This window comes from Phyllobacterium sp. TAF24 (genome assembly GCF_052113785.1).
Classification (GTDB): Bacteria; Pseudomonadota; Alphaproteobacteria; order Rhizobiales; family Rhizobiaceae; genus Phyllobacterium.
In genome coordinates, this window is sequence record NZ_JBFRDN010000018.1 from 72,196 (window position 1) to 94,149 (window position 21,954).

18 protein-coding genes are annotated in these 21,954 nt (G+C 50.8%); 17 read left to right on the forward strand and 1 reads right to left on the reverse strand.

Annotation, left to right across the window (positions count from 1 at the left end; translation table 11 throughout):
* Window positions 1-1,012: 1,012 nt before the first annotated feature.
* The 12 genes from AB4Y96_RS16225 to AB4Y96_RS16280 all read left to right on the forward strand — a co-directional run bounded on the left by AB4Y96_RS16225 (window position 1,013) and on the right by AB4Y96_RS16280 (window position 16,903).
* A complete protein-coding gene (locus AB4Y96_RS16225) occupies window positions 1,013-1,189 on the forward strand; it encodes a hypothetical protein (RefSeq protein ID WP_441918475.1) in 177 nt (58 codons plus the stop codon).
* Between the two features lie 206 nt (window positions 1,190-1,395).
* On the forward strand, window positions 1,396-3,435 hold the full coding sequence (locus AB4Y96_RS16230) for a DUF4139 domain-containing protein (RefSeq protein ID WP_441918476.1): 2,040 nt from the start codon (window positions 1,396-1,398) through the stop codon (window positions 3,433-3,435).
* A gap of 220 nt (window positions 3,436-3,655) precedes the next feature.
* Window positions 3,656-4,789, forward strand: a complete 1,134-nt coding sequence (locus AB4Y96_RS16235; RefSeq protein ID WP_441918477.1) for a vWA domain-containing protein — start codon at window positions 3,656-3,658, stop codon at window positions 4,787-4,789.
* Window positions 4,790-5,111: 322 nt separating this feature from the next.
* Window positions 5,112-5,375 carry a helix-turn-helix domain-containing protein gene (locus AB4Y96_RS16240; protein ID WP_441918509.1) on the forward strand — a complete coding sequence of 88 codons (264 nt, stop codon included), beginning with the start codon at window positions 5,112-5,114 and terminating at the stop codon, window positions 5,373-5,375.
* An 817-nt stretch (window positions 5,376-6,192) separates the two neighbouring features.
* Entirely contained in the window at window positions 6,193-6,882 is a 690-nt protein-coding gene (aqpZ, locus tag AB4Y96_RS16245; RefSeq protein WP_441918478.1) for an aquaporin Z, read from the forward strand.
* A gap of 919 nt (window positions 6,883-7,801) precedes the next feature.
* Window positions 7,802-12,286 carry an autotransporter outer membrane beta-barrel domain-containing protein gene (locus tag AB4Y96_RS16250; protein ID WP_441918479.1) on the forward strand — a complete coding sequence of 1,495 codons (4,485 nt, stop codon included), beginning with the start codon at window positions 7,802-7,804 and terminating at the stop codon, window positions 12,284-12,286.
* A gap of 105 nt (window positions 12,287-12,391) precedes the next feature.
* Complete coding sequence (locus AB4Y96_RS16255) at window positions 12,392-12,934, forward strand: invasion associated locus B family protein (RefSeq protein ID WP_441918480.1); 543 nt, start codon at window positions 12,392-12,394, stop codon at window positions 12,932-12,934.
* A gap of 211 nt (window positions 12,935-13,145) precedes the next feature.
* Window positions 13,146-13,949 (forward strand): M48 family metallopeptidase, encoded by an 804-nt coding sequence (locus AB4Y96_RS16260; RefSeq protein WP_441918481.1) that lies wholly within the window; start codon window positions 13,146-13,148, stop codon window positions 13,947-13,949.
* A complete protein-coding gene (locus AB4Y96_RS16265) occupies window positions 13,939-14,283 on the forward strand; it encodes a hypothetical protein (RefSeq protein WP_441918482.1) in 345 nt (114 codons plus the stop codon). The genes AB4Y96_RS16260 and AB4Y96_RS16265 overlap by 11 nt, the downstream gene beginning before the upstream one ends.
* The gene (locus AB4Y96_RS16270) at window positions 14,284-14,658 is read left to right on the forward strand and encodes a hypothetical protein (RefSeq protein ID WP_441918483.1); all 375 of its coding nucleotides are present in this window, start codon (window positions 14,284-14,286) and stop codon (window positions 14,656-14,658) included.
* Between the two features lie 500 nt (window positions 14,659-15,158).
* Window positions 15,159-16,280 (forward strand): helix-turn-helix transcriptional regulator, encoded by a 1,122-nt coding sequence (locus AB4Y96_RS16275; protein ID WP_441918484.1) that lies wholly within the window; start codon window positions 15,159-15,161, stop codon window positions 16,278-16,280.
* A gap of 296 nt (window positions 16,281-16,576) precedes the next feature.
* A complete protein-coding gene (locus AB4Y96_RS16280) occupies window positions 16,577-16,903 on the forward strand; it encodes a hypothetical protein (RefSeq protein WP_441918485.1) in 327 nt (108 codons plus the stop codon).
* 309 nt (window positions 16,904-17,212) lie between these two features.
* On the opposite strand, the gene AB4Y96_RS16285 is transcribed toward AB4Y96_RS16280, so the two are convergent.
* Window positions 17,213-17,479 carry a hypothetical protein gene (locus tag AB4Y96_RS16285; protein WP_441918486.1) on the reverse strand — a complete coding sequence of 89 codons (267 nt, stop codon included), beginning with the start codon at window positions 17,477-17,479 and terminating at the stop codon, window positions 17,213-17,215.
* 751 nt (window positions 17,480-18,230) lie between these two features.
* On the opposite strand from AB4Y96_RS16285, the gene AB4Y96_RS16290 reads away from it, so the two are divergent.
* The 5 genes from AB4Y96_RS16290 (at window position 18,231) to AB4Y96_RS16310 (ending at window position 21,516) form a co-directional block, all read left to right on the forward strand.
* Window positions 18,231-18,377 (forward strand): putative hemolysin, encoded by a 147-nt coding sequence (locus AB4Y96_RS16290; RefSeq protein WP_441918510.1) that lies wholly within the window; start codon window positions 18,231-18,233, stop codon window positions 18,375-18,377.
* Between the two features lie 77 nt (window positions 18,378-18,454).
* Window positions 18,455-18,814 (forward strand): hypothetical protein, encoded by a 360-nt coding sequence (locus AB4Y96_RS16295; RefSeq protein ID WP_441918487.1) that lies wholly within the window; start codon window positions 18,455-18,457, stop codon window positions 18,812-18,814.
* 191 nt (window positions 18,815-19,005) lie between these two features.
* Window positions 19,006-19,473: a hypothetical protein gene (locus tag AB4Y96_RS16300; RefSeq protein WP_441918488.1), complete on the forward strand. Its 468-nt coding sequence runs from the start codon at window positions 19,006-19,008 to the stop codon at window positions 19,471-19,473.
* Window positions 19,474-19,873: 400 nt separating this feature from the next.
* Window positions 19,874-21,127 carry a hypothetical protein gene (locus tag AB4Y96_RS16305; RefSeq protein WP_441918489.1) on the forward strand — a complete coding sequence of 418 codons (1,254 nt, stop codon included), beginning with the start codon at window positions 19,874-19,876 and terminating at the stop codon, window positions 21,125-21,127.
* Between the two features lie 116 nt (window positions 21,128-21,243).
* Window positions 21,244-21,516, forward strand: a complete 273-nt coding sequence (locus AB4Y96_RS16310; RefSeq protein ID WP_441918490.1) for a hypothetical protein — start codon at window positions 21,244-21,246, stop codon at window positions 21,514-21,516.
* The last annotated feature ends 438 nt before the right edge of the window (window positions 21,517-21,954 follow it).

Sequence of the window (21,954 nt, forward strand, 5' to 3'; positions counted from 1 at the left end):
AGCCCAGGCAGAACTTCACTCGAATCTTTAGCGTATGCGCAGTCGGGCTCGCGGTGGCGTATAACAGATAGTTGTTCTTCATACCCATTTTGCGCTTTAGCCAACGATGTTTTTGCCATTGCCGGGCGTGGTTCTGTTGGATTGGGTTATCTGAATACTGGCGCGAACAATTATAGCGCCTGCAAGATCCTACAGTAGCTTTGAAGCCATAGTTGGGAGAAATTTCCAACCCAACATTTGCCTGTCTCGCCGTGGTAGAATCGGCAGACCGCCGATTGAGCAACTGCCAACTACACGAACAGAACTCCATCGTTCAACGGTTTTTACAGAATATTCGAGATTTTTATTAGCTTGCTGCCAAATGGTGGTTGGAGACGGCCACCTATCTCGATACCTCAGATTATAGCGCGCAATACAACAATGAGTTAAGAGGTCACCATGCATGGACTAGCCAAAGTTGGCAAACATCCGCCCATTGTTTTCAGCAGTCCGCTGTGGGCGAGTGATTTCCAGCGCTTTGCTTTGGCAGTGCTGTGGTACGCCATGTCTGTGTTTGGAGTATGCTTCTGGATTGTTCTGTTTATTTGCCTTGCCAGATTATCGGGCTGCATCGGATAGGCGCCCACCAAGAATATCCGTCGCGAGACTTTCTGCCAAATAGCGCTGTTACCGACACGATACGGGAGTACCAAGCTCTTAGCTGTACGATCTATTGCCGAGCCACCGTCCCGTATCGGACCGCCGGTTGCCTCGGATACCCTTCGATGAGTAAACCCACAAACGCGAAACCCGGCGGTTCATTTCTATTGTTTTGCTCACCGTCCTTCTACACACCGGTTTGAGCAAAATGAGCGGAGGGAGTGGTCCTGCTTCCTCCGCTTCATTGCGAGTGGCCTTTGTCACAGCCTGGAGGGTAAAAATACATGGTGTTCGGGCAGGGCATTCTTACGGACAGACAGAATTTCGATGGCCAACATTCATGAATCTGCTCAAGACCTTTTTGGAGTACATTTTGCGCCGCCCTACAAACTACCATCCGCTGACAGCTTCTGATTTCGTCATTCTGATCGTGCTTATATTTGGCGCTCTCGGCGTTGCATGGTGCATTGGTTCATATCTTTTGCGCCATCAGCCAATCAAGAACACCAGTTCCGTCGTGCAAACAGGGAGCGAGGTTGCAAACGAGTAGGATCAGATCTGTCATAATGGTGTATGCCTTAAGAACGGAGTGTTGAAATGCACAGATGCGCTAAATTTCCAACCCTTGGCGATCATCCAGACGCCAAGCAGTTCCGGGCAACATCTATTCCATCAGTTTCGTTAAAAAGAATTAGAGACGCAAAATGTCTGGTTCGACTGCTTGTATCCAATGTAGCTCAATCCTGTAGGTCAAATATGCTTTTCCGAACTCTGTTTGTTGTTATGAATCTCATCACATTTACAGGTACAACAGAGGCAGCCGAGCTTGTTCTCAAGCGCGCTGTCCTTGGTACGGGAGGCATGGGGTATTTTGAGTATAGTGCCGAAGTGACCGGAAAGGAAAAGTTGACCTTGCGGGCACGGCTTGATCAAGTCGACGACATCCTAAAAAGCATGCTGATTCTGGATCCTGCAGGTGCCGGCTCGGCGACCCTGCCGGGTAAGACGGGTGCAGAGGAGACTTTTGCATCGCTCCCCTTCACCAGCACAGACCTCGTTTCCATGCCAGCACTGATATCGGCCCTAAAAGGCGCTGAGATCAAGCTTGCCGGTCCGCGCAAGCTTGAGGGCCGCATCCTCAGCATTCAAATGGAAATGCCTACCGCCAAAGTCGCAGAGATTAGCATGCGCACCAGGGTTGCGGTGTTCTCAGGTAGTACCATTGAGCAATTCATACTGGAGGAAGCCGAAGGGCTTGAGTTTAAGGATGCGCGCATGGCGCAACAAGTCGAAACTGCGCTCAAGGCATTGCATACGGCACAGGACCGCTCCAGTCGAGACATCACCATTCAGCTCGCTGAAGGCGGAAAGCGCACGGTGCGTGTCGGATACGTGACCGAAGCGCCCGTTTGGAAGGCCGCGTATCGACTGACCCTTCCCAAGCCCGGCGAAGACAGTGCAAAACTGCAAGGCTGGGTGGTTTTAGAAAACATGACGGGCAATCCCTGGAAGGATGTGGCTGTAACCTTATCTTCTGCTTCTCCCGTTACATTCCGGCAGGCCCTGTACGATCCCTATTATGTTTCCCGCCCCGAGATAGCGCCACCGGTAAGCCGCGTCGCACTCCCGCGTGTTGATCCAGGTCAAAATGCTATGGGACAGAATGTCTCGCAATTACGCGAAACTGCACCTCAACTCGAACTGAACAAGGCCATTGCGTCATCGACTACTGATGCACCATCATTGCAAAGTGCACGTCAATATGACGAGAAAGCCAGTTCTACAGAAGCAAGAAAAGGAGATTTCTCGCAACCGCAGAAATCAGGAAATGACTCTGAGGAAAATGCTGCGGGCGCCAGTTTCATTCTTTCCCAAACAGTGAGTGCCGGATCAGGTGAGAGCTTGACGATCCCTTTCGTTGATATCCAGCTGCCATCGCAAGCCGTAACCTGGTACCAAGGTATCTCGCGGAATCCCTGGTCAGCCATGACCATAAAGAACAATGGTCCAACCTCTTTGCCTGCTGGTTCAGCCACAATTTATGAAATGACAGAAGCAGGACCTTTATTTTCTGGAGAGGCCCAGTTTCCGCTCCTACCCAAGGATGATTTTCGGTTGATAGGTTTCGGTTCCGATCAAAAGGTGATCGTTGATAGTCAACATGATTCGACCTCAGCTATTACCAGCTTCAAGGCTATCCGCGGTGCTCTTCATATAGAAAGTCGTTTGCGGCAAACCACGACCTACATTATTAAGAATGGGGCGTCCGAGCTGCGGCATCTTGTGATCGAACAGCCACGCGAAACTGATTGGCAATTGGTCGAACCCAAGGCGGACAGCGCCACCATCGCCGGTCCGGTCTACCGTTTACGCTTGGATATCAATGCGGGAATTTCGAAGCAGTTTAAAGTGGTGATGGAGCGTCAGGTAATAGACGCAATCGAAATCGGGAGCTTATCAAGCGAACGGATTCGAGCACTGATGGCTGCGCCGGAATTGGATGCCGAAACCAAAGCGCGCTTGGCTCCCGTTATGGACGCGGCACGAATTAGCGATGAAGCGCAAGCTGAAGTCACGCGCCTTGAAGATCAACGTGAGGGCATCACTACAGATCAAGAGCGTATACGCGAGAACCTGAATTCAGCACCGCAAGGCTCAAATCTTGCCAGATTATATTCACAGAAGATGGTCGATCAGGAGAAAGCACTCGACAAGCTCAATCTTACGCTCAATAAGGCCCGGGACAAACTAGACGCTGCTGCCAAGACGCTGACCGAGCGGGTCTCATCGTTATAAGCAGTCATGATTATCATTACATCGGTCGATTTTGTCACTGCGATGTTAGTCAAGTGTCCTCGTCTAAGATCGTGAAAAACAGCGCCAAGCTGCCAAATGGCAATAGCGTCCAAATTGGCAGCTCCGTAATAGAATTCCCTTTGCGCCGCTATCCTGCGTGAAGCCGCCATCAACTAAGCCCGTATCTGAAAGTGATGGTACCTTAACGGGACTTGAGGAAATGATGAATCGTATGCCAAGATCTATTCTGTCCAGACTTGCAGTCGTCTTTTTCATGGCTGCCTTTGCCATGCCGGCTCTTGCTGAGTCTACGGTGGACGGCAGCAAGAGCCAGCGGATCGAAGTAGCCTTTGTGCTCGACGTGAATGGCTCCATGTCTGATCTGATTGATGGCGCCAAGCGAAAGATCTGGTCGATTGTCAATACGATCATCGACATCAATCCAGAGGCAGACATCCGAATAGCACTTATCACGTATCGCGATTGGGGTGCGGGAAGTTATGAAATTAACTCTGTTGATATGACTGAAGATGTACAAGGCCTCTACAGTAAACTAGTCAAGTTTGGCGACCGTGAGCGGCCGAAATCCTTCAATCAAGCGCTTGATAGATCTGTGCAAGAACTGGAATGGACCAAAGGAAAAAATGCGAAGCGCATCGCTTTTCTTGTCGGCGACGCACCGTTCCAAACGGATGATCCCAATGACCCGCCTTACCCGCAAGTGTTGAAACGGGCGCAGGATGAAAAGATTACATTCAACACTGTGCAAGTAGGTGAAAATCCTGACACGGCCAAACTCTGGCAGAAGATTGCGCAGATGGGCCAAGGACATTACTTTACCATTCCACAGGATGGCGGTCGTGTCACTGTCATCGAAACGCCCCTTGATCACGATATTCTTGTTCTCCAACAAATGATTGACAAGACAATCATTCCCTATGGCAGCAGCTTGAAACAGGCTGAGCTACGCACGAAGCTGGAAACAAAAGCTAAGGCGCCTGCCTCCGTGCAAGTCGACAATTCCCGTTACTATTCAAAAAAGGGTGGCTCGAAAGAGGCCATTACCGGCGGCGGCGATCTTGTGGCCGACGTGAAGAATGGAGTGCGGAAACTCGACCTCATCAAGGACTTCGATCTGCCGGAAAACCTGCGTGGCAAATCCATAGACGAGAAGCAGGTTTTTCTCGACCAGCAATCGCAGAAGCGGGGAAAGCTCGAGATTGCCATGACTGAACTCATCAAGGAGCGCGACATCTACTTGGCCGACCAGGCAACCACACAGCCTCGCAAGGAGAATGACACTCAATCCCTGGACAAGGTGGTAACGGAAACGCTGCGCGACCAGCTGAAATAATGCCGTCTTTATGAATTGGCCGATGCGCTTGACCTTGCCATTGCCGTTTTGAATGACAACGGTGCGGTGGCTGGAATCGAAGGGCACAGTTATGGCAATCGAACTTCACAAGCCGAACACCGGTACGTGAATCGAATGCATCTTCAGGCAAAAACCGCCGTCAAATACGAAGATGATCGTTCTGCACGTCTAAAATTTTACTAGGTCTGGCGCCTGCTGAAGGATGAATCGGAAAACTTCTGGGGCCGTGTCAATTGGCAGTATCAAGCCTCACTGAAGCATCTTAAAGCCTATGAAAATGGGCTCGATGGTGATCTTCAATATGCATACAAATAAGCGTTCTTTGGTCACTAATCACTTGAAGTCGAAAGATATTGCCCAAAGATTTAGCGAGCGCTTAAAAATGGCAAGACATCAGCGAGGATTGACTCTATCACGGCTTGCGCAGTTGGCGGGCATATCACTGGCATCTGTGGAATATTATCATAGCGGCACGCACCGCCCATCGTTGGAGCTATTCATTTCTCTGTGCCTTACACTTGAAATTTCGCCCAATGAACTCCTTGATTGGGATGATCATGTATGATTTCGCAATGAGGTACATCTGGATGAAAGTGACAGAGGCAGGATCTTCCTTGTTGCACTTTATTCAATCAGAGGCCGAATTCGAGCCATATCCAATTGACATGTGTTGAAGCACGTTGCCACCTCACAGCAAACGGTGATCGTGCCGGAAATGTAATTCCATGGTGCGGTAGCTATGCTTGTTTGCAAGCACAAGAGGGGCGCTGCAAAGAGGACACCATGCGGAGAGGTGTTCACCAGTCAATCCTCTTGCCTCTCTGGACCCGTTAAGGAACTCCTCAGCGGTCACCACAGGACCTTCAGGTCTATCCAGATTGGCAATGCTGGTATTGCTGCAGGTTTTGGGCATGGCGGCTCTCAACAGGATCATTTGCCCCCTCGAGATAGGCAACCAGTGTGCTGTCGACAATTTCCAAATGGCAGTACCGGATGTATTTCCAAAGCAGGTCGCTGAGGCAACCATACAACGGGAGCATGCGACAGAACCCGCGCGAAACGCTTACGCTCGATCAACAATCTTGTGAGATAGAGAGCCGTGCATTCTCGAGCGAGACTTCCCAGCAAATTGGACTCATCAAAAGATGATCGCACCCATATTCGTGGATTTTGCGAGAACGCGTCGCTTCAAAAGCTTGATCATGTTTACAGCTTTAATCAAACCTACCTGCCAATTGATAGTAGATCGGCATAAGCTTTCGTTGGATAGCCCCACCTAAGACGCAGCCTGGGTCCAGCCAAATGATTCTGGTGTTTATTCGCTCTTCATTGCATTCACACGTGCCCAGGTGATCAGGCACATTACTGGAATAGGGGTTTCCATGCTCAATAAACTGTCAGCCGAATTCTTCGGTACATTCTGGCTCGTCCTTGGCGGTTGCGGCAGTGCCGTGCTCGCCGCTGCGTTTCCTGGCGTCGGTATCGGTTTGCTTGGTGTTTCCTTTGCGTTTGGTCTTACGGTTCTAACCATGGCTTATGCGGTCGGCGGAATTTCCGGCGGCCACTTCAATCCTGCTGTTTCGCTTGGCCTTGCCGTAGCGGGACGGTTCGACTTCAAGGATCTTATCCCTTACTGGATAGCACAGGTAATCGGCGCTATTGCCGCTGCGGCTGTGCTCTATCTGATTGCCTCGGGCAAGGCGGATTTCGCCGGTGTCAAAGGTTTTGCTTCCAACGGCTATGGTGAGCTTTCTCCAGGTGGCTTCGGACTGACCGCTGCTCTTGTTGCAGAAGTTGTCTTCACTGCCTTCTTCATCATCATCATACTTGGAGCAACGTCATCGTCGGTTCCGGCAGGCTTTGCGCCAATCGCGATTGGTCTGGGACTGACCCTGATCCATCTCGTGTCGATCCCGGTAACGAACACCTCTGTCAATCCGGCCCGTTCCACTGGCGTTGCCTTGTTTGCTCAGACAGCCGCACTCAGTCAGCTTTGGCTGTTCTGGGTTGCTCCACTTGTTGGTGCCGTGATTGGTGCCATCATCTGGAAGGCGCTTCTCGGGAAGGACTGAGTTGGTATGTCAGCAGGATTGATCTCTTGTTATTACAAACGTACCACTCAAGACCGATGGATAGCTATTTGCAGGCAAACTAGGAAAGCGGCGGAAGGTGCAACCCAAGCAGATGCACTAAAGAAGCTGATCGACCAGTTGTACTTGGAAAAAGTCACAACCTCATAAGGTGTAAGTCTATGGAGTGTCGATGGTTGTTTCGGGAGCAATGCTTCCAAATGGCCATCGCCATGTTCCTCAAATTTGATCTGGATTGTTCCATTCTCCCGAGTAGATGGGTGCTGTGGATTATTGATGCCATTTGGCAGGTGCTGACGATAGCGTTGTTAGGTATATGGTGCGCAAGATAATTAATTCGTCTGTGGGTTTAAATTGTTGTCGGGATCCAAAATCTTTGGATATTTGATTTCCAGCCTGAACCTAAGGATAGGTAATAAGGCATGCATTTCAAATGGCGGCAACACACAGAAACCCATGCTGCTTTAGGGACTCTGAACACATGACTGTGATGACCATTCACTATTCAAATCCGGTGCGAGAGACATTTCGGATCAAATCCATACAACCAATTTTGCGGCACATGCTTGCAACGACAATCCTGGCTGCTGGTGTCTCGCCTTTTGTAGTTCTGGCACCAAGCGCTGAGGCTGCTTGCATTTCTTCTGGTGGAAGCAATTTTACATGCTCGGGAACTAATGCCAGTACACAGACCGTAAATGCAAACAACGCCTCCGTCACAACGACGCCTGGCTTCAGCGTTGATCCGGGATTCTCTGGCAGCCATGGACTCGCTATTCAAGGTTTTGGTTCGCTAAGCTATATCGACAATAATGCCTCTTCACTTAAGTCATCTATTACGGCTCAGGGCGTGGGTGGTCTGTCAGTCTTTGCTAGAGGCGGCGGCACTTTACCCAATTCCGTGACCGTTCAAACAGACGGGGCCATCAGCGGCATCAACGGCGTTATTGTCAATAATTCTGGCAATGGCGCAGCAGTTATTAATACCACCGGATTGATTTCCGCCATTAATGGTGCAGGCATAAGCGTCTTCAACGCCAATACGGCAACCGACATTACCGTCACGACAACCAACACGGTGAAGGGCAATAGTCCAAGCGGCGGCGGCTTTGGTATCTCCACCAATAACAATGGTACTGGGGCGACGCTCGTTGACGCTAAGGGATCTGTGGACGCCGGTTATATGGGCATTTCCGCTCAAAACGCAAGTACAGCGACGAACCTAACGGTCAACGCGGCGAGTGTGGCAAGTACACAGTATGGTATCCAGGCGCAGAATTATGGCACGGGCGCAACGTCCGTCACTGCCACCGGGACAGTGACAGGTTCGAATACATTCGGGATTGATGCTATCAATGGAGCCACTGCAACGGACCTTACTATCCATTCAGCTTCTGTTATAGGCGCATTAAGGGGCATCTCTGCTCTGAATCAGGGCAAAGGTAGCACCAGCATTGTCGCTTCAGGTCCGGTTATTGCGACTGGTGGCACTGGAATCAATGCAGCAAACGGTACGGCAGCGTCTAACCTAACGATTGAAGCTGCAGATGTTACCGGCAGTAAATTTGGTATCGTTTCGGAACACAAGGGCAATGGTGCGCACAGTGTCACGGCTACTGGCAATGTGACATCAGGCAGCGGTTACGGAGTTGTGGCCGCCAACGGTGCAATAACATTCGACGCCAGCTCCAATATCTCAGGGGTTCAGGCCGCATCGTTTGGCAGCCCCGCCTACGGCACCTCGCTGAAGGTTGAAATAGATGGTAATGTACAATCGGCCAAGGGAGGCGTTGTCGCCGTCAATACAGGTACTGGTGATACCTCGGTGTTAACGAAAGGAAACGTGACGGCTACCTCCGGGAACGGAATCCTTGCGGTTAATGGTTCAATCACTGTCGATCAGAATGGTAGATGGCAGTCTCTTGGTATCGCCAACACGACCGGCCTCGCAGTTGATGCGAAAGGCAATGTATCGGGTACAAATTCCGGCATCACCGCAATTAATTATGGGTTTGGACCGATTTCGGTCAAGGCATCCGGCACAGTGACCGCAACGACAGGCGAAGGTATCTATGCGCTCAATAGCAATGGGACTACCCTATCGGTTGAAGCGGATCAGGCTGTCACGGGTGGCTCGGCGGGACTGTATGTCAATAACAGCAATGGAACGAGTGCTACGACCGTCCTGGCGAAAGGCGATGTAACGGCGACCACTGTTGGCGGTGTCGGGATATATGCACAAAATGGGCCTCGCGCCACCGACCTGACTGTCAACGCTGCAAATGCCATTGGTAGCTATGCCGGTATAGCGGCCGCAAATTCTGGCACAGGCAAGACATTGCTCACAGACACAGGAATTGTGACAGGTCAGGAATACGGTATCCTGACTGGGAACGAAACTACCGCTACGGACCTGATTGTTGACGTTAATAATGTTTCAGGTGGCCATTATGGTGTTTTTGCCAACAATCAAGGCACCGGTGTTACGTCGGTCACGACCAATGGAACTGTTACGTCAACCGGGACAACTCACAGCATTCCCTCTGGCTCGAATCCACCCGTCAATTCCATCCAGATCGACTCCGGAATTTTTGCCGCCGCCGGCCCTTCATCAAAGAGCCTAACTGTTAATTCCAATGGCGTGGTGAACGGTGGGACGGCCGGTATCTTTGTTGTCAATGAGGGCAGCGGACCAGTTAATGTCAATGCAGCCGGAGCAGTTTCGGCGAGTGCAGGGATGGGTATTGGAGTTCTGAACGAGGGCTCTGGCGATACGCAAATAACAACTGCAGCCGTTTCGGCGTCATCAGCCAACGGCACAGGAGATGTGGCGGGCTATGGCATTCAGGCGACCAACGGCAAAAATACAGGCAATCTGGCGATCATTACCAAAGGTGATGTCAACGCAACTGCGAATGGGATCAGAGCATTAAGCAAATCGATAACTGGCGATGTTTCTGTAACAACCAATGCAGCCGTCACGTCTTCTCAAGGCGTCGGCATTGATGCCGGACTGGATTTGGATACAGAAGGAAATGTGAGAGTTGTCTCCAACGGCAACGTGACTGGTGTTAATGGCGGGATCATCGCTCAAAACGGTGGAACCGGAAACACGTCGGTGATAACAAGTGGCGTAGTTCAAGCCTCTGGGTCGCAGTCGGTCGGAATTGGCGCAAGTTCTTTTGCCGACACTATCGTCCATGCGAAAAATACCGTGACTGGTGGTTTATTCGGTATTCAGGCTCAATCAGGTGCCGGAACCTTGCTCAATGGATCGAGCATCGGAACGACTGGGACTATCGATGTTATAGCGGAAAAAGACGTGACGGCGAACGGCCCTTCAGTGGCAGGTTCAAGCTCCCTGCTCACGTCCGGAATCCTGGCTTTTGCTCAGGGTAACATCTCGACGATCGATATAACGACGTCAGGGGCAATTACCGGAACTGATGCCGGTATCAGTGTGTACAATGTGGGCAACACTGGAGCCGGTCTGACCAATATCGACGTCAATGCGGGTAGCATCGTGCAGGGTGGCGTGAGTGGTGTTGCACTCTACTCATCAAGCCCTCAATCGGTGAACGTCGACAATGCCGGCATAATCAGGAATATTTCCGGTGCGAGTGATGCGCTGGCAATTACTTCCTTAAAGTTCACTGACCCACTGCCAGCAAACCAGACGTCAACTGTCATTAAAAACACTGGTCTGGTTTTTGGCGCGGTTAAACTTGCCGATGCGGATGATGTGTTCACTAACAAAAACGGTGGTGTCTGGAACACGGCTGGTGGCACGAATGAGTTTGGCGGGGGCGTCAACAGTGTAATGAATGAGGCTGGCGGTACGATCATCGCAGCTGCTCAGGGCGCTTCGGCTCCGGTTACCACGACTTTCAATGGCCTGGGAACGTTTGGCAATGCGGGCTTGTTGACGATGCAGAACGGCATTGCGGGCGACCGGACGATCATTTCCGGCAACTATATTGGCAATAGCGGAACAGTTGTACTCGACACCTATCTTGGCGGTGATAATTCAGCGACAGACCGTCTTGTTGTAAATGGCGACACGTCAGGTTCAAGCCTGCTGAAGGTGAAGAATGCAGGTGGTCCGGGTGCTCCAACGCTCGAGGGTATCAAGGTTATTGACGTAGGCGGTTTGTCAGGTGGAGCATTCAGTCTCATTGGTGACTTTACGACACAGGATAATCAACAGGCCGTTGTCGGCGGTGCCTATGCCTATACGCTTCACAAGAACGGCGTCTCGACACCAACAGACGGCGACTGGTATCTGCGTTCGCAGTTCAAGGACCCTAAGCCGGATCCCAAACCAGACCCTAAGCCGGAGCCTAAACCGGAACCGCGGCCCCAGCCATTTGTGCCGGACTATGAAGCCTATCCGCAGGTTCTGCAGAGCCTGAATGGTCTGCCGACACTGCAGCAGCGTGTTGGTAACCGTTACTGGAGTGCTGCCGGCAATATGCTGATTGAACAGGGTGATGGTCCAGGCGTTGCCGAGGCAACACCGGCTCCAGGCGGATCGGTCTATACGGATGGCCGTGGTATCTGGGGTCGAATTGAAGGAGCGCACAGCCGGTTTAATCCAAAGGTATCGAGCAGTTCTACAGACTATGACATCGATACATTCAAGATGCAGGCTGGCCTCGATGGACAGTTCTACGAGAGTGATGCCGGAAAGCTGATCGGTGGGATCACGGTGCATTATGGACATGCTTCGGCGGATACAATGTCAAGAGCAGGCAATGGCGATATCAGCACGGATGGATATGGCTTTGGCGGTACGCTGACCTGGTATGGCACAAACGGTTTTTATGTTGATGGTCAGGCACAAGTCACCTGGTATGACAGCGATCTGAGATCAAGCCTTGCCAAGCGCAGTGCTGTTGAAGGCAATAATGGTTTTGGCTATGCCCTGTCGGCTGAAGTCGGCCAGAGGATCGAGCTTGGCAATCGCTGGACTGTGACACCGCAGGCACAGCTCACCTATTCCTCGGTGGACTTTGACAGCTTCACGGATCCGTTCGGTGCACGTATTTCGCTTGATAATGGCGACAGCCTGAGAGGTCGCCTTGGCATCTCGGTTGACCGGGAGAATTCCTGGTACGGTTCGGACAGCAAGATCAGCCGTTCGCACGTCTACGGCATTGCCAATCTCTATTACGAATTTCTCGACGGCAGCAAGGTCAATGTATCGGGGACGAAGTTCACCAGTCGTGATGATCGGCTTTGGGGCGGAGTTGGTTTCGGTGGTTCCTACAGCTGGGCTGGCGACAAGTATTCGATCTACGGCGAGGGCTCGGTCAATACCTCCCTTACAAGCTTTGGTGACAGCTACGCGCTCAAAGGTACCGCTGGCTTCAGGGTGAAGTGGTGACAAATTTCATCTGAACATCGAAAGCCCGGCCGGTAAACCTTCAAACTGGTCGGGCTTTTGAGTACGAGGCACTTACCCAAAAGCAGACCGAGGAAATTGTTGCTAATGAAACCGTTTACAATGTGGGCAGGAACAATTCTGGCCGTTGGAGTTGCACACGCCGCCGTGGCCCAAAACACTGCCGAAACGCAAGCCTCCCCTTTGCCGGGAGGAGCCTCCTCAATTGTTGAAACCTTTGAAGACTGGCAGGTTTCCTGCATCGCTGTCGATGCAAAACCAGCTTGTGTTTTGTCACAGACCCAAAACCAGCAGAACGGTCAACGGCTGCTCGATGTTCGTTTGAACCCAGTTGCAAAAAGTGGAGCAGCCAATGGCACTCTCACCCTGCCTTTTGGCCTGGCGCTTGGTCGCGGTGTCACTGTGCAGGTCGATGATGGCGGCCTCGGGCAGCCGAATGGTTTCGTAACCTGTCTGCCGGGCGGATGTCTGGTTCCGCTTAGCCTCGATGCGAAATCGCTCGCAGCCTGGCGCAAGGGAACAAACATCAAGCTCATGGCCGTATCACATCAAGGACAAAGTGCTCCATTCCTCATCTCTTTGAAGGGTTTTGGAGCGGCGTTCGATCGGGGCGCCACTCTGGGACAATGATCCCGAGCTCGTAACCTGTACGACTTGAGTATTCACGGGTTCCTAGTGACCAGCATCGGCTCCCAAAAATAATGGATCGCGGCGGCTGCGCAAAATTTATGACATGCGACCGTGGACTGATACCCGTCAGAGCGCACTGCAACAACGCAAAGAACCGGTCCAATGCGAGACCAAGCAAACCAACCCATCAATAGATTCCGGGAAGAATTTCATGGATTTCAAAATAGCTAAGTTTCGCCATCCAAAAGAAAAACTCTATGGAACAATCATGCTCGCGGCGGGCCTGATGATCTGGATCGTCCTTCTGCTGGCGATCGCCATCTCGGTGCTGAAGGGCTCTATCCTGACAATCGTTCCAATGCTCGCGGTGGGACTACTTATCTGGTTTGCCTCGTTTGTCGTACGCTCTTTGATCCGGGCTCACATGCTCGGTCATTATGTCCTTGTCAGCCCGAACCAGTTTCCGCAGTTGCATCGGATGATAGAGGTTTCAGCGCAAGCTGTTGGACTTAAGGAGGCGCCGGAAACATTTATCTATAATTCCCACGGTGTCATGAATGCTTTCGCTGTCCGCCTCGTTGGACGCAAACGTTATATTTGGCTGACCTCTGCTTTGATCGATGCAGATAACGGAGACCAGATCCGGTTCGTCGTTGGTCATGAGCTCGGTCACCATGTTGCCGGACACCTCAACGACTTTTCGAGTTTCCTGCGTTATCCTGCCTATCTCGTACCGTTTCTCGGGCAGGCCTATTCTAGGGCACGGGAACTAACCTGCGATCGCGTTGGGCATTATCTTGCCCGCGATGTTGATGCAGCCCGGACCGCATTACAGATGTTGGCCTGCGGTAGTGCCAAACTAAACAAGGTCATGAATCCTCAAGCATTTCAGGATCAGGAAGCTATGGTCCCCTCCTTCTGGGGATTTATCCTTCATATTTTTTCCTACTATCCACGCCTGACCAAGCGCGTGCAGGAAGTGGCAAACTGGGGCGCTTTGAAGAATGCGGGCTGAGTTTCCAAATACTGTGATCGAAACCGGTCCAGTAAAGAGGAATGAGTGTCATTCGGATTCAAACAGCCGCAACGCGGCTGCAATCCAATTGCTTTGCGAGAATTATGTGGAGGCAAAAATCCGTATGGCCAAAACTCTCGGACAGCTTGAAGCGTTGGCTGGAATTAAGACCAATGAGGATCGGCGCGCATTCTGGCTACAATTTTCGCACTTGAGAAACCGGGCGAGAAAAGCTGGTGAAATCGAGCTTAAATCCATTATCCGAGCAAAATTGACAGCTGCTGCTGAAGGCAATCAAACACCACTGGTATCGCCCTTGAAACGGGTCAAGTGAATGATCAGTGATACGTACGGCTACGATGTGCGCCTCGCATTGGTTCAGTCGCTATATGAGGCATTGGCCGCAGGTATTCCAGCCGCGACTTACCAGATTTTTGCCGACCATTTCGAAGCAGAAATACAACCATTGGATTCGAGCACTCGTTGGAATGGATGGTTTGCCGGCCCCGGTGAGTTCATTGAGCAGAGCTTGACACCATTCTGTCACTCACTTGATCGAACAAGCATCAGCTGTCAGGCTCACGTTTCCGGACGCGATTTGGTCCATGTGCTTGTACGAGCCCGCCTGCTGGAAAGTGGACGCTGGATTGCGTGCCATCAACAATGGACAGTAGAGGGTAACAAGCTGGCTCATCTCCAGTCCCTGTAGCAATATTTTACCTCCATCATCCCGGAGCGATGAAAGCGGCGCTAGCGGCTTTTTTGATATGTTGAACGCGGTCATCCCAAACGTCGATAGTTGTTCCAGGATCCCGCAATTACAGGCAAATTGGACCGGCATTTACAAGCAATCCAGCACAATCCAATTTTACATATTCACGTGGGTTAGTGCTTGATCCTTGCGCCTTCAACGGATTGTACCCCACAAACAGCTTGAACATACACATCTTCGCTGCCCATAAACTTACTACCATATGGTGGGAGTTTTGCGGGAAGCTAACTGCTAGTCCCTCGGTATCGTGTTTGATTGCCGATGCGCGATGTTAGGCATGGCTGTCGGAAAACTGACATAAAAGTTTGTGACAGCCGAACCCGTCGAAGATAGGCTGAATTATGTGTTAGTATTCCACTGGTTTAAGTGCGCGGACGATGTGCAACATTTTGAATGTGCAAGCGAATTGTGTCTGACTATGCAGAATATTACGCAACGTGGATGATGCATTTCTGATGGTATCAAAGTTTCCGATCGAACAAATTCTAGATGCGATTTACGAGGCAGCATTTGACCCCGACCGCTGGCTCGTTGTCTTGCGATATCTAACTGTCGCCAGTGAATCAGCGTCTACCGGCATAGGTATCCTGGACGAGCGTCAAGGCATGGGTCTCATGGATGAGTATAACACTCGTCAGCCCGACGAAGGTTTCTGGTTAAAATCAGATATGGAAAGACGTAATTTCATAGAATATGCACGCCGTCACGCCCCCCTCGATTTTACCAATCGTGAATCATATTTTCCCAAGGATTATCCCAATCTGGCCGAAATTAACGAAAGGCTCAGATCAAAGAACATTGCCGATCAACTTGGCGCCACAATCAATTTGCCAACTGGGCAAGTGGTTTCCATTACATCGGAACGGTGGCTCAGGGATGGCGTGTATCCTGATGCGCTCGGCGCCAGACTTGACATGTTTCGTCCGCACCTTGCCCGCGCGGCCTTGCTTTCCGCCAATATGGGGATGCAACGGGCAACGGGCACAATGGCGGCACTCAACGCGCTCGGATTGCCTGCGGCCATGCTTTCATTGACTGGCAAGGTGCTTGAGACGAACGAGCTGATGGCTCAGACCTCAGAAAATGTACGCCCGGTTGCATGGGGTATGCTGCGATTGACGCAAGCAGGGGCCGACAAAGAGCTGCAGCAGATCATCGCCGAGATGCGTGCGGGATTAGCTCCCCGCGCCAAGACGATTCCAGTTACGTCTGGAGAGGATCGTCAACTGGTCCACGTTATCCCGATTTCCGGTGCCACCCGCAATCTCTTCTACGAAGCGCGTCTCCTGCTTGTCATTACCAAAGTTGGGGCGGCATCCATTGTCCCATCAAGGGAAATTCTGATGAGACTATATCAATTGACAGAGGCTGAAGTGCGGCTGGCAAGGGTGCTTGCAGCCGGACAGAGTCTGCAAGACTGCGCGCTGTTTCTCGGTGTCAGTTATGGAACGGCCCGCTCCTATCTCCTGCGTATTTTCCGCAAGACGGAAACCAACCAGCAGAGCGAACTCGTCGCTGTTCTTAAATCAATAGCTCAAATTGGCGTGGTACCGCGATAAGATAGAGGACGCACGTAGGAACGAAGAATGATTTGATCTGCCAGCAAAGTTGGCATCGAGACCCAAATTCTGACGATGATATTCAAGGAACGCTGTCAAGTGGAAGTATGCATACCGCTTGCAGCAGGATATTTTATTGCACACTACAATGTTTTAAATTTGAAGGCGGGAACACCAGGTTACTCAGACCACTTGTTATCGATCTGCCTTAAGAAAGGTCGCCTCCAAACCTCTTGCTTATGTTAGGTAGCGCGTTGTCCATGAATTAGAGCAATCGACGGCGATTCGAGATGTAAATGGTAGTCAACAATTCCGATATCATCAAATTTCTGGATAAGGCTGCAATGCACCCAAACCAACTAGATATCGATCGCAAACGCGAACTGCTTTCTCAGGCCGTCGCACAAATTCGTGGCCTCCATGGTCAGGTGGGAAAAGGACGCGCTGAAATGTCCTACATACCCTACTTTGCAGAAGACCTGGAGATTAGTGCAAGATCGCTCGAGAACCTGCCAGATCAACTCACCAACAATTTATTTTTTCGTGCCGCCAGCTTGATTCGTTCGTTACGATCAAAAAAACGCGTGTCCAAAGACAGTTCACCATTTGAGCAGAACGAATAATTGCTCTCCACGCGAGAGTTTTCGCCTTATTGTCGGGCCAAAAGAAAGCTGGCCCTAACGAAAGCAATGGCGCAGGAAGGGGCAGCTGTCGCTCGAGTAATACACAATACGGGGCTAGAGTCGCTCAGGCACTTGCCATAATGTGCAGGCATCCAACCGCAATTGTGAACCAGTGTTCGATGATGCCGCCGAAACGAGGCGGAACGTCCACATCAAGAACGACCCCTTGATGTGGAAGGTCCTAGGCTGTCGCGGCACCATGTCTGATATGCAAGCGCAGACTACTCAGGCGGGCGACACTTGTGAACGTCAGCTTTTGATAGAGGTCAATACCTCGTCAAATGCCTTGCAGGCATCCTTCATATCAGTTTGTCCCTGGTACTTAACGGCGAGATCTTGCATCTTTTTGAGAATCTCTTGAGCTTTGGAAGGATCCTTAGTCAATACTTCCTGCACAGCCGCCTGAACCTGGGCAGTTTTTTTGGTTACATCTTCCGCCGTGCAAACAGGGGTTTTTGAGCATCCAGCGAGCGCAGCAGCCATCAGCATTGTGCCAGAAAGTACTTTCAGTTTCATGTTCCGTATCCCTTGATGTGATAAGTCAATTGGTAGATTGTTCTACAGAGTATTCAGCATCATCGACGCGAGAACCTCGCGAACAAACCACTTTTCTCTCATTGAGTTAATTGCATAATCCCCAATCACCTTGTGTGATTGAAGTGCTCGGATTGAGATGTCCAAGGGTGCAGAAATTTCAAATACTCATATGATACGCAACTGCCAAATGGCAGTTCAATAATCTCATCAAGGCTGTGACTGTACGCAACTGCCATATTCCAAACAGATTGTGTGGAATGGATTTCCCCCAGCAATTGCCTCAATGACCGCTTTCATTACTGACACCTGACTCTGCCACCATCCGTGAATATTGCCTAGCAACCAGCTGCCTTGAAACCAATCCATCTGTTTTCAGCAGGCGCAAGCGTCTGATGGATACTCGCTCGGACAGTGTCGGGTTCTCGTATGATTTATGCAGGCATTGATGGATGCGGGTTTATCTCCATTTACACCTTCCAAATGGCAGTATCGCACTTAACAAGCTGACGGCTAACACATCGACAAAGTAAATAATTCGAATTCAAAAGACGGCTATCCAAAAACCCGCTGCTAGTAGCGTTGTATTGCGGCGTTAGCGGACATGTTCAACCTCATAGTCAGGAGATAAACAACCATGCGCGTGACGGTTCTTGTCGTCTCATTTGCTGCCCTTGTGTTGTGTGCTTGCACGTCTGCGGAAGATAAGGCAGATCAGACAAAATCGATAGGAATGGCCAATCCAGCTTCTGTCTACTGCCAGACTCTTGGCGGAAAGCTCCTCGCGGTTATGTCAGCAGACGGGATATCCAACGATTGTATCCTCCCGAATGGTAAACGTATCGATGAATGGAAGCTATTTAGGCGTGCTCACAAGTAATCTTATTATAGATCTACAGTTCGCTTGGCATTGCACTATTCTATTTGAAAATATCTCTTGGCGAATGGGTAAGGAAAATGAAAAAGACCATCTATCTCTGTTTAGCAGCTGCTTTAATTGGCGGCGGATATTATCTTGAGTATGTCTACACTGCTGTTTCAGATACCGATCGTGAAGTCTGCGAAGCGGCTTATCGGGAGCAACTAGCCAATCAGCCGGATATACTTGAGGCATTTTTGAAGCAATGCAGAAACCCGGCCACATTAATCGCGATGAGGGCCAATGGCGGTCAGCTTGGTGCAAAGGAAGCGGCCCAACAGATGTCTGCAGCCAATCGCACCAATATCATTAAGACGATCATAGCTTTTGGCTTGATGGGTGGTGGCATCGGCGCAATTGGCGCAACTTTCGCCCGAAAGAAGAAAACAGCGATCTGAACTCAAGCGTCGTTATACCCGAGACATTGAATGACACAATCAGATGTTTTCCAGTTCTTTGGTATCTGGTGGCCGGCCCCTTTTCAGGATGCGTCCATGCCATCAGAGCCTTTAGTCACGCGATCTCATCACGCTTGCCAATCAACATGGCCGGTGTAATTGCCGGCGGATCAAAGCCCCAGGATAAAAGTATGAAACTTTCATCTCGAATGATTAAAGACTATCCAAATGTATCAAAATGGATATCCGAAAACATCCCGAAAACAAAGTATAACGCAAAGATATTCAAGGCGTTCATGCGACACGCTGAGCTAAGCGAGGCGGCCGCCAACTCGGCTCTGACACTCGGCAGCCTGCCGACGATAGACTGTCGGATTATGGTTCCAACTCGCGGCCAAAGAGCAGTTGGCCGACCAGCAGGTGGCCAGTTTGACCACAGATTCAAGGATACCGTTTTTATCGCAATGAGTGTTTGTGATAGTCTCGAGAAATCGGGCATGTATAAAGACACAGAAACAATGCGCCTTTTGATTGAACGCACGGTTCTGCATGAGATGGTTCATTGGGGCGATTTCAAGGATGGCAAGTCTCTTCCGGGGGAAGCAGGTGAGGAATTCGAGAAAGAGGCTTATGCAGGCCGGTTAGTTGCCATAGTTTGACCCAGTGAGTGACACCTTTATGCCGTCAGGACATCCACAAAGGCGTAGGGCGAGCGAATGTAGTGTGTTGAGTTTCATCAGCAATTGATCCATTGGGTAAAGTAAGGTTTGGGATGGCACTAACTATTGAATTTGCAACGTTGACCCGTCCAACGGCCGTACAGGCCCGAAGCCTTTGGGATCCGCCACCCATTCTGGGGGACCTACGAACGGTATGGGTTAATCGCTTACATTCAATTGATCATCCTGGCGATTCAAAAATTTGCAATATGACTGCCAAATGAGGGTGGTTTACCGTCGGCACCTCGGCTAGCAAAGCAAATTGGCCGATAACGGTGGCGGCACCTGTAGCATTATCACCCCAACGGCTATTCGGTATCAATGACCACGGAAAATCTGCGTGAAAAAACTCATTTCTCTCCTGTTGGCAGCCAGTTTCGCTTGCTTCAATCTTTCAACAATAGCCCGGGCAGACAGTGCCGCCACCGAACTCTTCCAAAAATACCTTGGCAATGGCCGTATCGGCGAGGCGGACGAGCAATTATTGGCTCTGACAACAAAAGCCACCAACAATGCCGATGCGCAGCTCGGCCTTGGTCTGGTACGCTCGGCACGGGCCTTCGAAAAACTGTCGCAGTCGTTGTACCGTTACGGATTTGGCTCAAAATCCGATGGCTATGAGATGTTTCTTGGCCGGGGTGCGAGCGAAGTCGCCAAAAACTTCAATCCGGAACCGATCACCTATGAACAGTTTCGCGGTATTCTCACCACGTTCGTTGCCGATCTCGATTCAGCAGACAAGGCGCTTGCCGCTGTCGGTGACAAGCCGGCGAAGCTTAAAGTTGATCTGTCCGTCACCCGCTTCGACTGGAACGGCGACGGACAGGTGGGCCCGGAAGATCATTTCGGTTTGGCCATCTCGGACCATAATGAGGATGGCAAGGCGAAGCCATTCATTGTGGGCTTCGATACTGCTGATGCCAAGTGGTTGCAGGGCTATTGCAACCTCATGATGGCCGTCGCCAAAGCGTGGTTGTCACATGACTTTTCCGAAAGCTGGAACGGCAGTTTCAGCGTGGTCTTCCCGAAAGCTGTCTCCACCATGGCGGATGCCAATGGCAAAGGCAGCGAGGATTACACGATGTTCGGTGTGAACAAGGCACAGGCCGATGATATCGCTGACTTCGTGACGCTTATTCATACGATGCGCTGGCCAGTAGCAGACAAGGTGATGTGGAGTGAAGTGCGTGACCATCTGAAAAAGGTCATCGTGCTGAATCGCGAGACGTGGGCCTTGATTGACAAGGAAACCGACGATGATCACGAGTGGCTGCCCGGTCCGAAGCAGAAGAGCGGCGTGCTGCCATCATTCGATGTCACGCCGGAGCGGATTCAGGTGTGGCTCGGTGTGCTGTCGCAGTTTGAAGCCGCTCTCGATGGCAAGATTCTGATTCCGCATTGGCGCTTTGACAAGGGTATCAACCTCGCCAAGGTTTTTGATGATCCGAAACCTTTCGATTTTGTGCTTTGGGTAACGGGTCCTGCCGCGGTGCCTTATCTTCAGGACGGTCCGGCGATGAGCAGCGGTGAATGGAACCAGATCACATCCATCTTTGAGGGAAACTTTGCTTCTTACGCCTTCTATTTCAACTAGGTTGAAGAACCGAAAAACACGGTTGCCATCGCCGTGTTGGTACGCCGAACTTTGATCGCTTCGCTGTACGACATTGCGACGGCTCATTCTGCTATTTAAATATACGAGAAATAATAATGGGGAAACGTTTCTCACAAGGTTTGACATTCGAGCAATTTATCAGCAAATCTCCCTTTTGCGCATGCCACTGGGCGGTCTATTCTAACGACGTCGGGGTGGAAGAAGAACGTTTTGCCGGGCTGATCAATGGGAAACCATACGGAAAACCAACGGTTCACCTTTTGGCTCATTCGACAGAAGAACTCGACCGCCAAATGATCTCAAAGGTACGCAAATGGCTGAGCTGGCCCCAATGGTTGTCAATGTTCTTGCGAGGTGATCTTTTTTAGCAGCTGTGTTTGCAATGCTCCGCCTGTGTCGATTTATAGGGGTCTTCCTCACTTTGTGTGGAGATCTGCGGTGCGACAATCAGGATGAGCCCTCTCGTCCAGATCGCCGCGCTATAGGAGATCGGCCGATTTGATTGGCAATATCCGCGCTCTGTGATCTGTTTGATCGCATCCCGCCTGAATTCGTCTGTGAAATTACCCTTGCCCATCAATAGCTCCTTGCCTCGGGACAAGATGTCTACAAATCTAGGGGACTTCTGTGGTTGCCGCTCTTAATGCAAGAAGTTTTTGACCCTTCTGGGATGTGATCGAGTGCGGTCTTCTGTCAGGCTTTTAACGCGGCACTTTGGAAGCCGCTGGCCGATATGGTGATCAGCGGATCAGGTCCAAATCTATTCAGCGAGCTGAATGGCTCCTAGCCCCTAACTGGTTTTCCTG

Bases quoted from the DNA above. Each gene is read 5' to 3' on its own strand.
- AB4Y96_RS16300 (WP_441918488.1), top strand. From the start codon at position 19,006: ATGAAACTTTCATCTCGAATGATTAAAGACTATCCAAATGTATCAAAA.
- AB4Y96_RS16230 (WP_441918476.1), top strand. From the start codon at position 1,396: ATGCTTTTCCGAACTCTGTTTGTTGTTATGAATCTCATCACATTTACA.
- AB4Y96_RS16260 (WP_441918481.1), top strand. From the start codon at position 13,146: ATGGATTTCAAAATAGCTAAGTTTCGCCATCCAAAAGAAAAACTCTAT.
- aqpZ (WP_441918478.1), top strand. From the start codon at position 6,193: ATGCTCAATAAACTGTCAGCCGAATTCTTCGGTACATTCTGGCTCGTC.
- AB4Y96_RS16235 (WP_441918477.1), top strand. From the start codon at position 3,656: ATGATGAATCGTATGCCAAGATCTATTCTGTCCAGACTTGCAGTCGTC.
- AB4Y96_RS16280 (WP_441918485.1), top strand. From the start codon at position 16,577: ATGGTAGTCAACAATTCCGATATCATCAAATTTCTGGATAAGGCTGCA.
- AB4Y96_RS16270 (WP_441918483.1), top strand. From the start codon at position 14,284: ATGATCAGTGATACGTACGGCTACGATGTGCGCCTCGCATTGGTTCAG.
- AB4Y96_RS16310 (WP_441918490.1), top strand. From the start codon at position 21,244: ATGGGGAAACGTTTCTCACAAGGTTTGACATTCGAGCAATTTATCAGC.
- AB4Y96_RS16285 (WP_441918486.1), bottom strand. From the start codon at position 17,479: ATGAAACTGAAAGTACTTTCTGGCACAATGCTGATGGCTGCTGCGCTC.
- AB4Y96_RS16265 (WP_441918482.1), top strand. From the start codon at position 13,939: ATGCGGGCTGAGTTTCCAAATACTGTGATCGAAACCGGTCCAGTAAAG.
- AB4Y96_RS16255 (WP_441918480.1), top strand. From the start codon at position 12,392: ATGAAACCGTTTACAATGTGGGCAGGAACAATTCTGGCCGTTGGAGTT.
- AB4Y96_RS16290 (WP_441918510.1), top strand. From the start codon at position 18,231: ATGGCCAATCCAGCTTCTGTCTACTGCCAGACTCTTGGCGGAAAGCTC.
- AB4Y96_RS16240 (WP_441918509.1), top strand. From the start codon at position 5,112: ATGCATACAAATAAGCGTTCTTTGGTCACTAATCACTTGAAGTCGAAA.
- AB4Y96_RS16295 (WP_441918487.1), top strand. From the start codon at position 18,455: ATGAAAAAGACCATCTATCTCTGTTTAGCAGCTGCTTTAATTGGCGGC.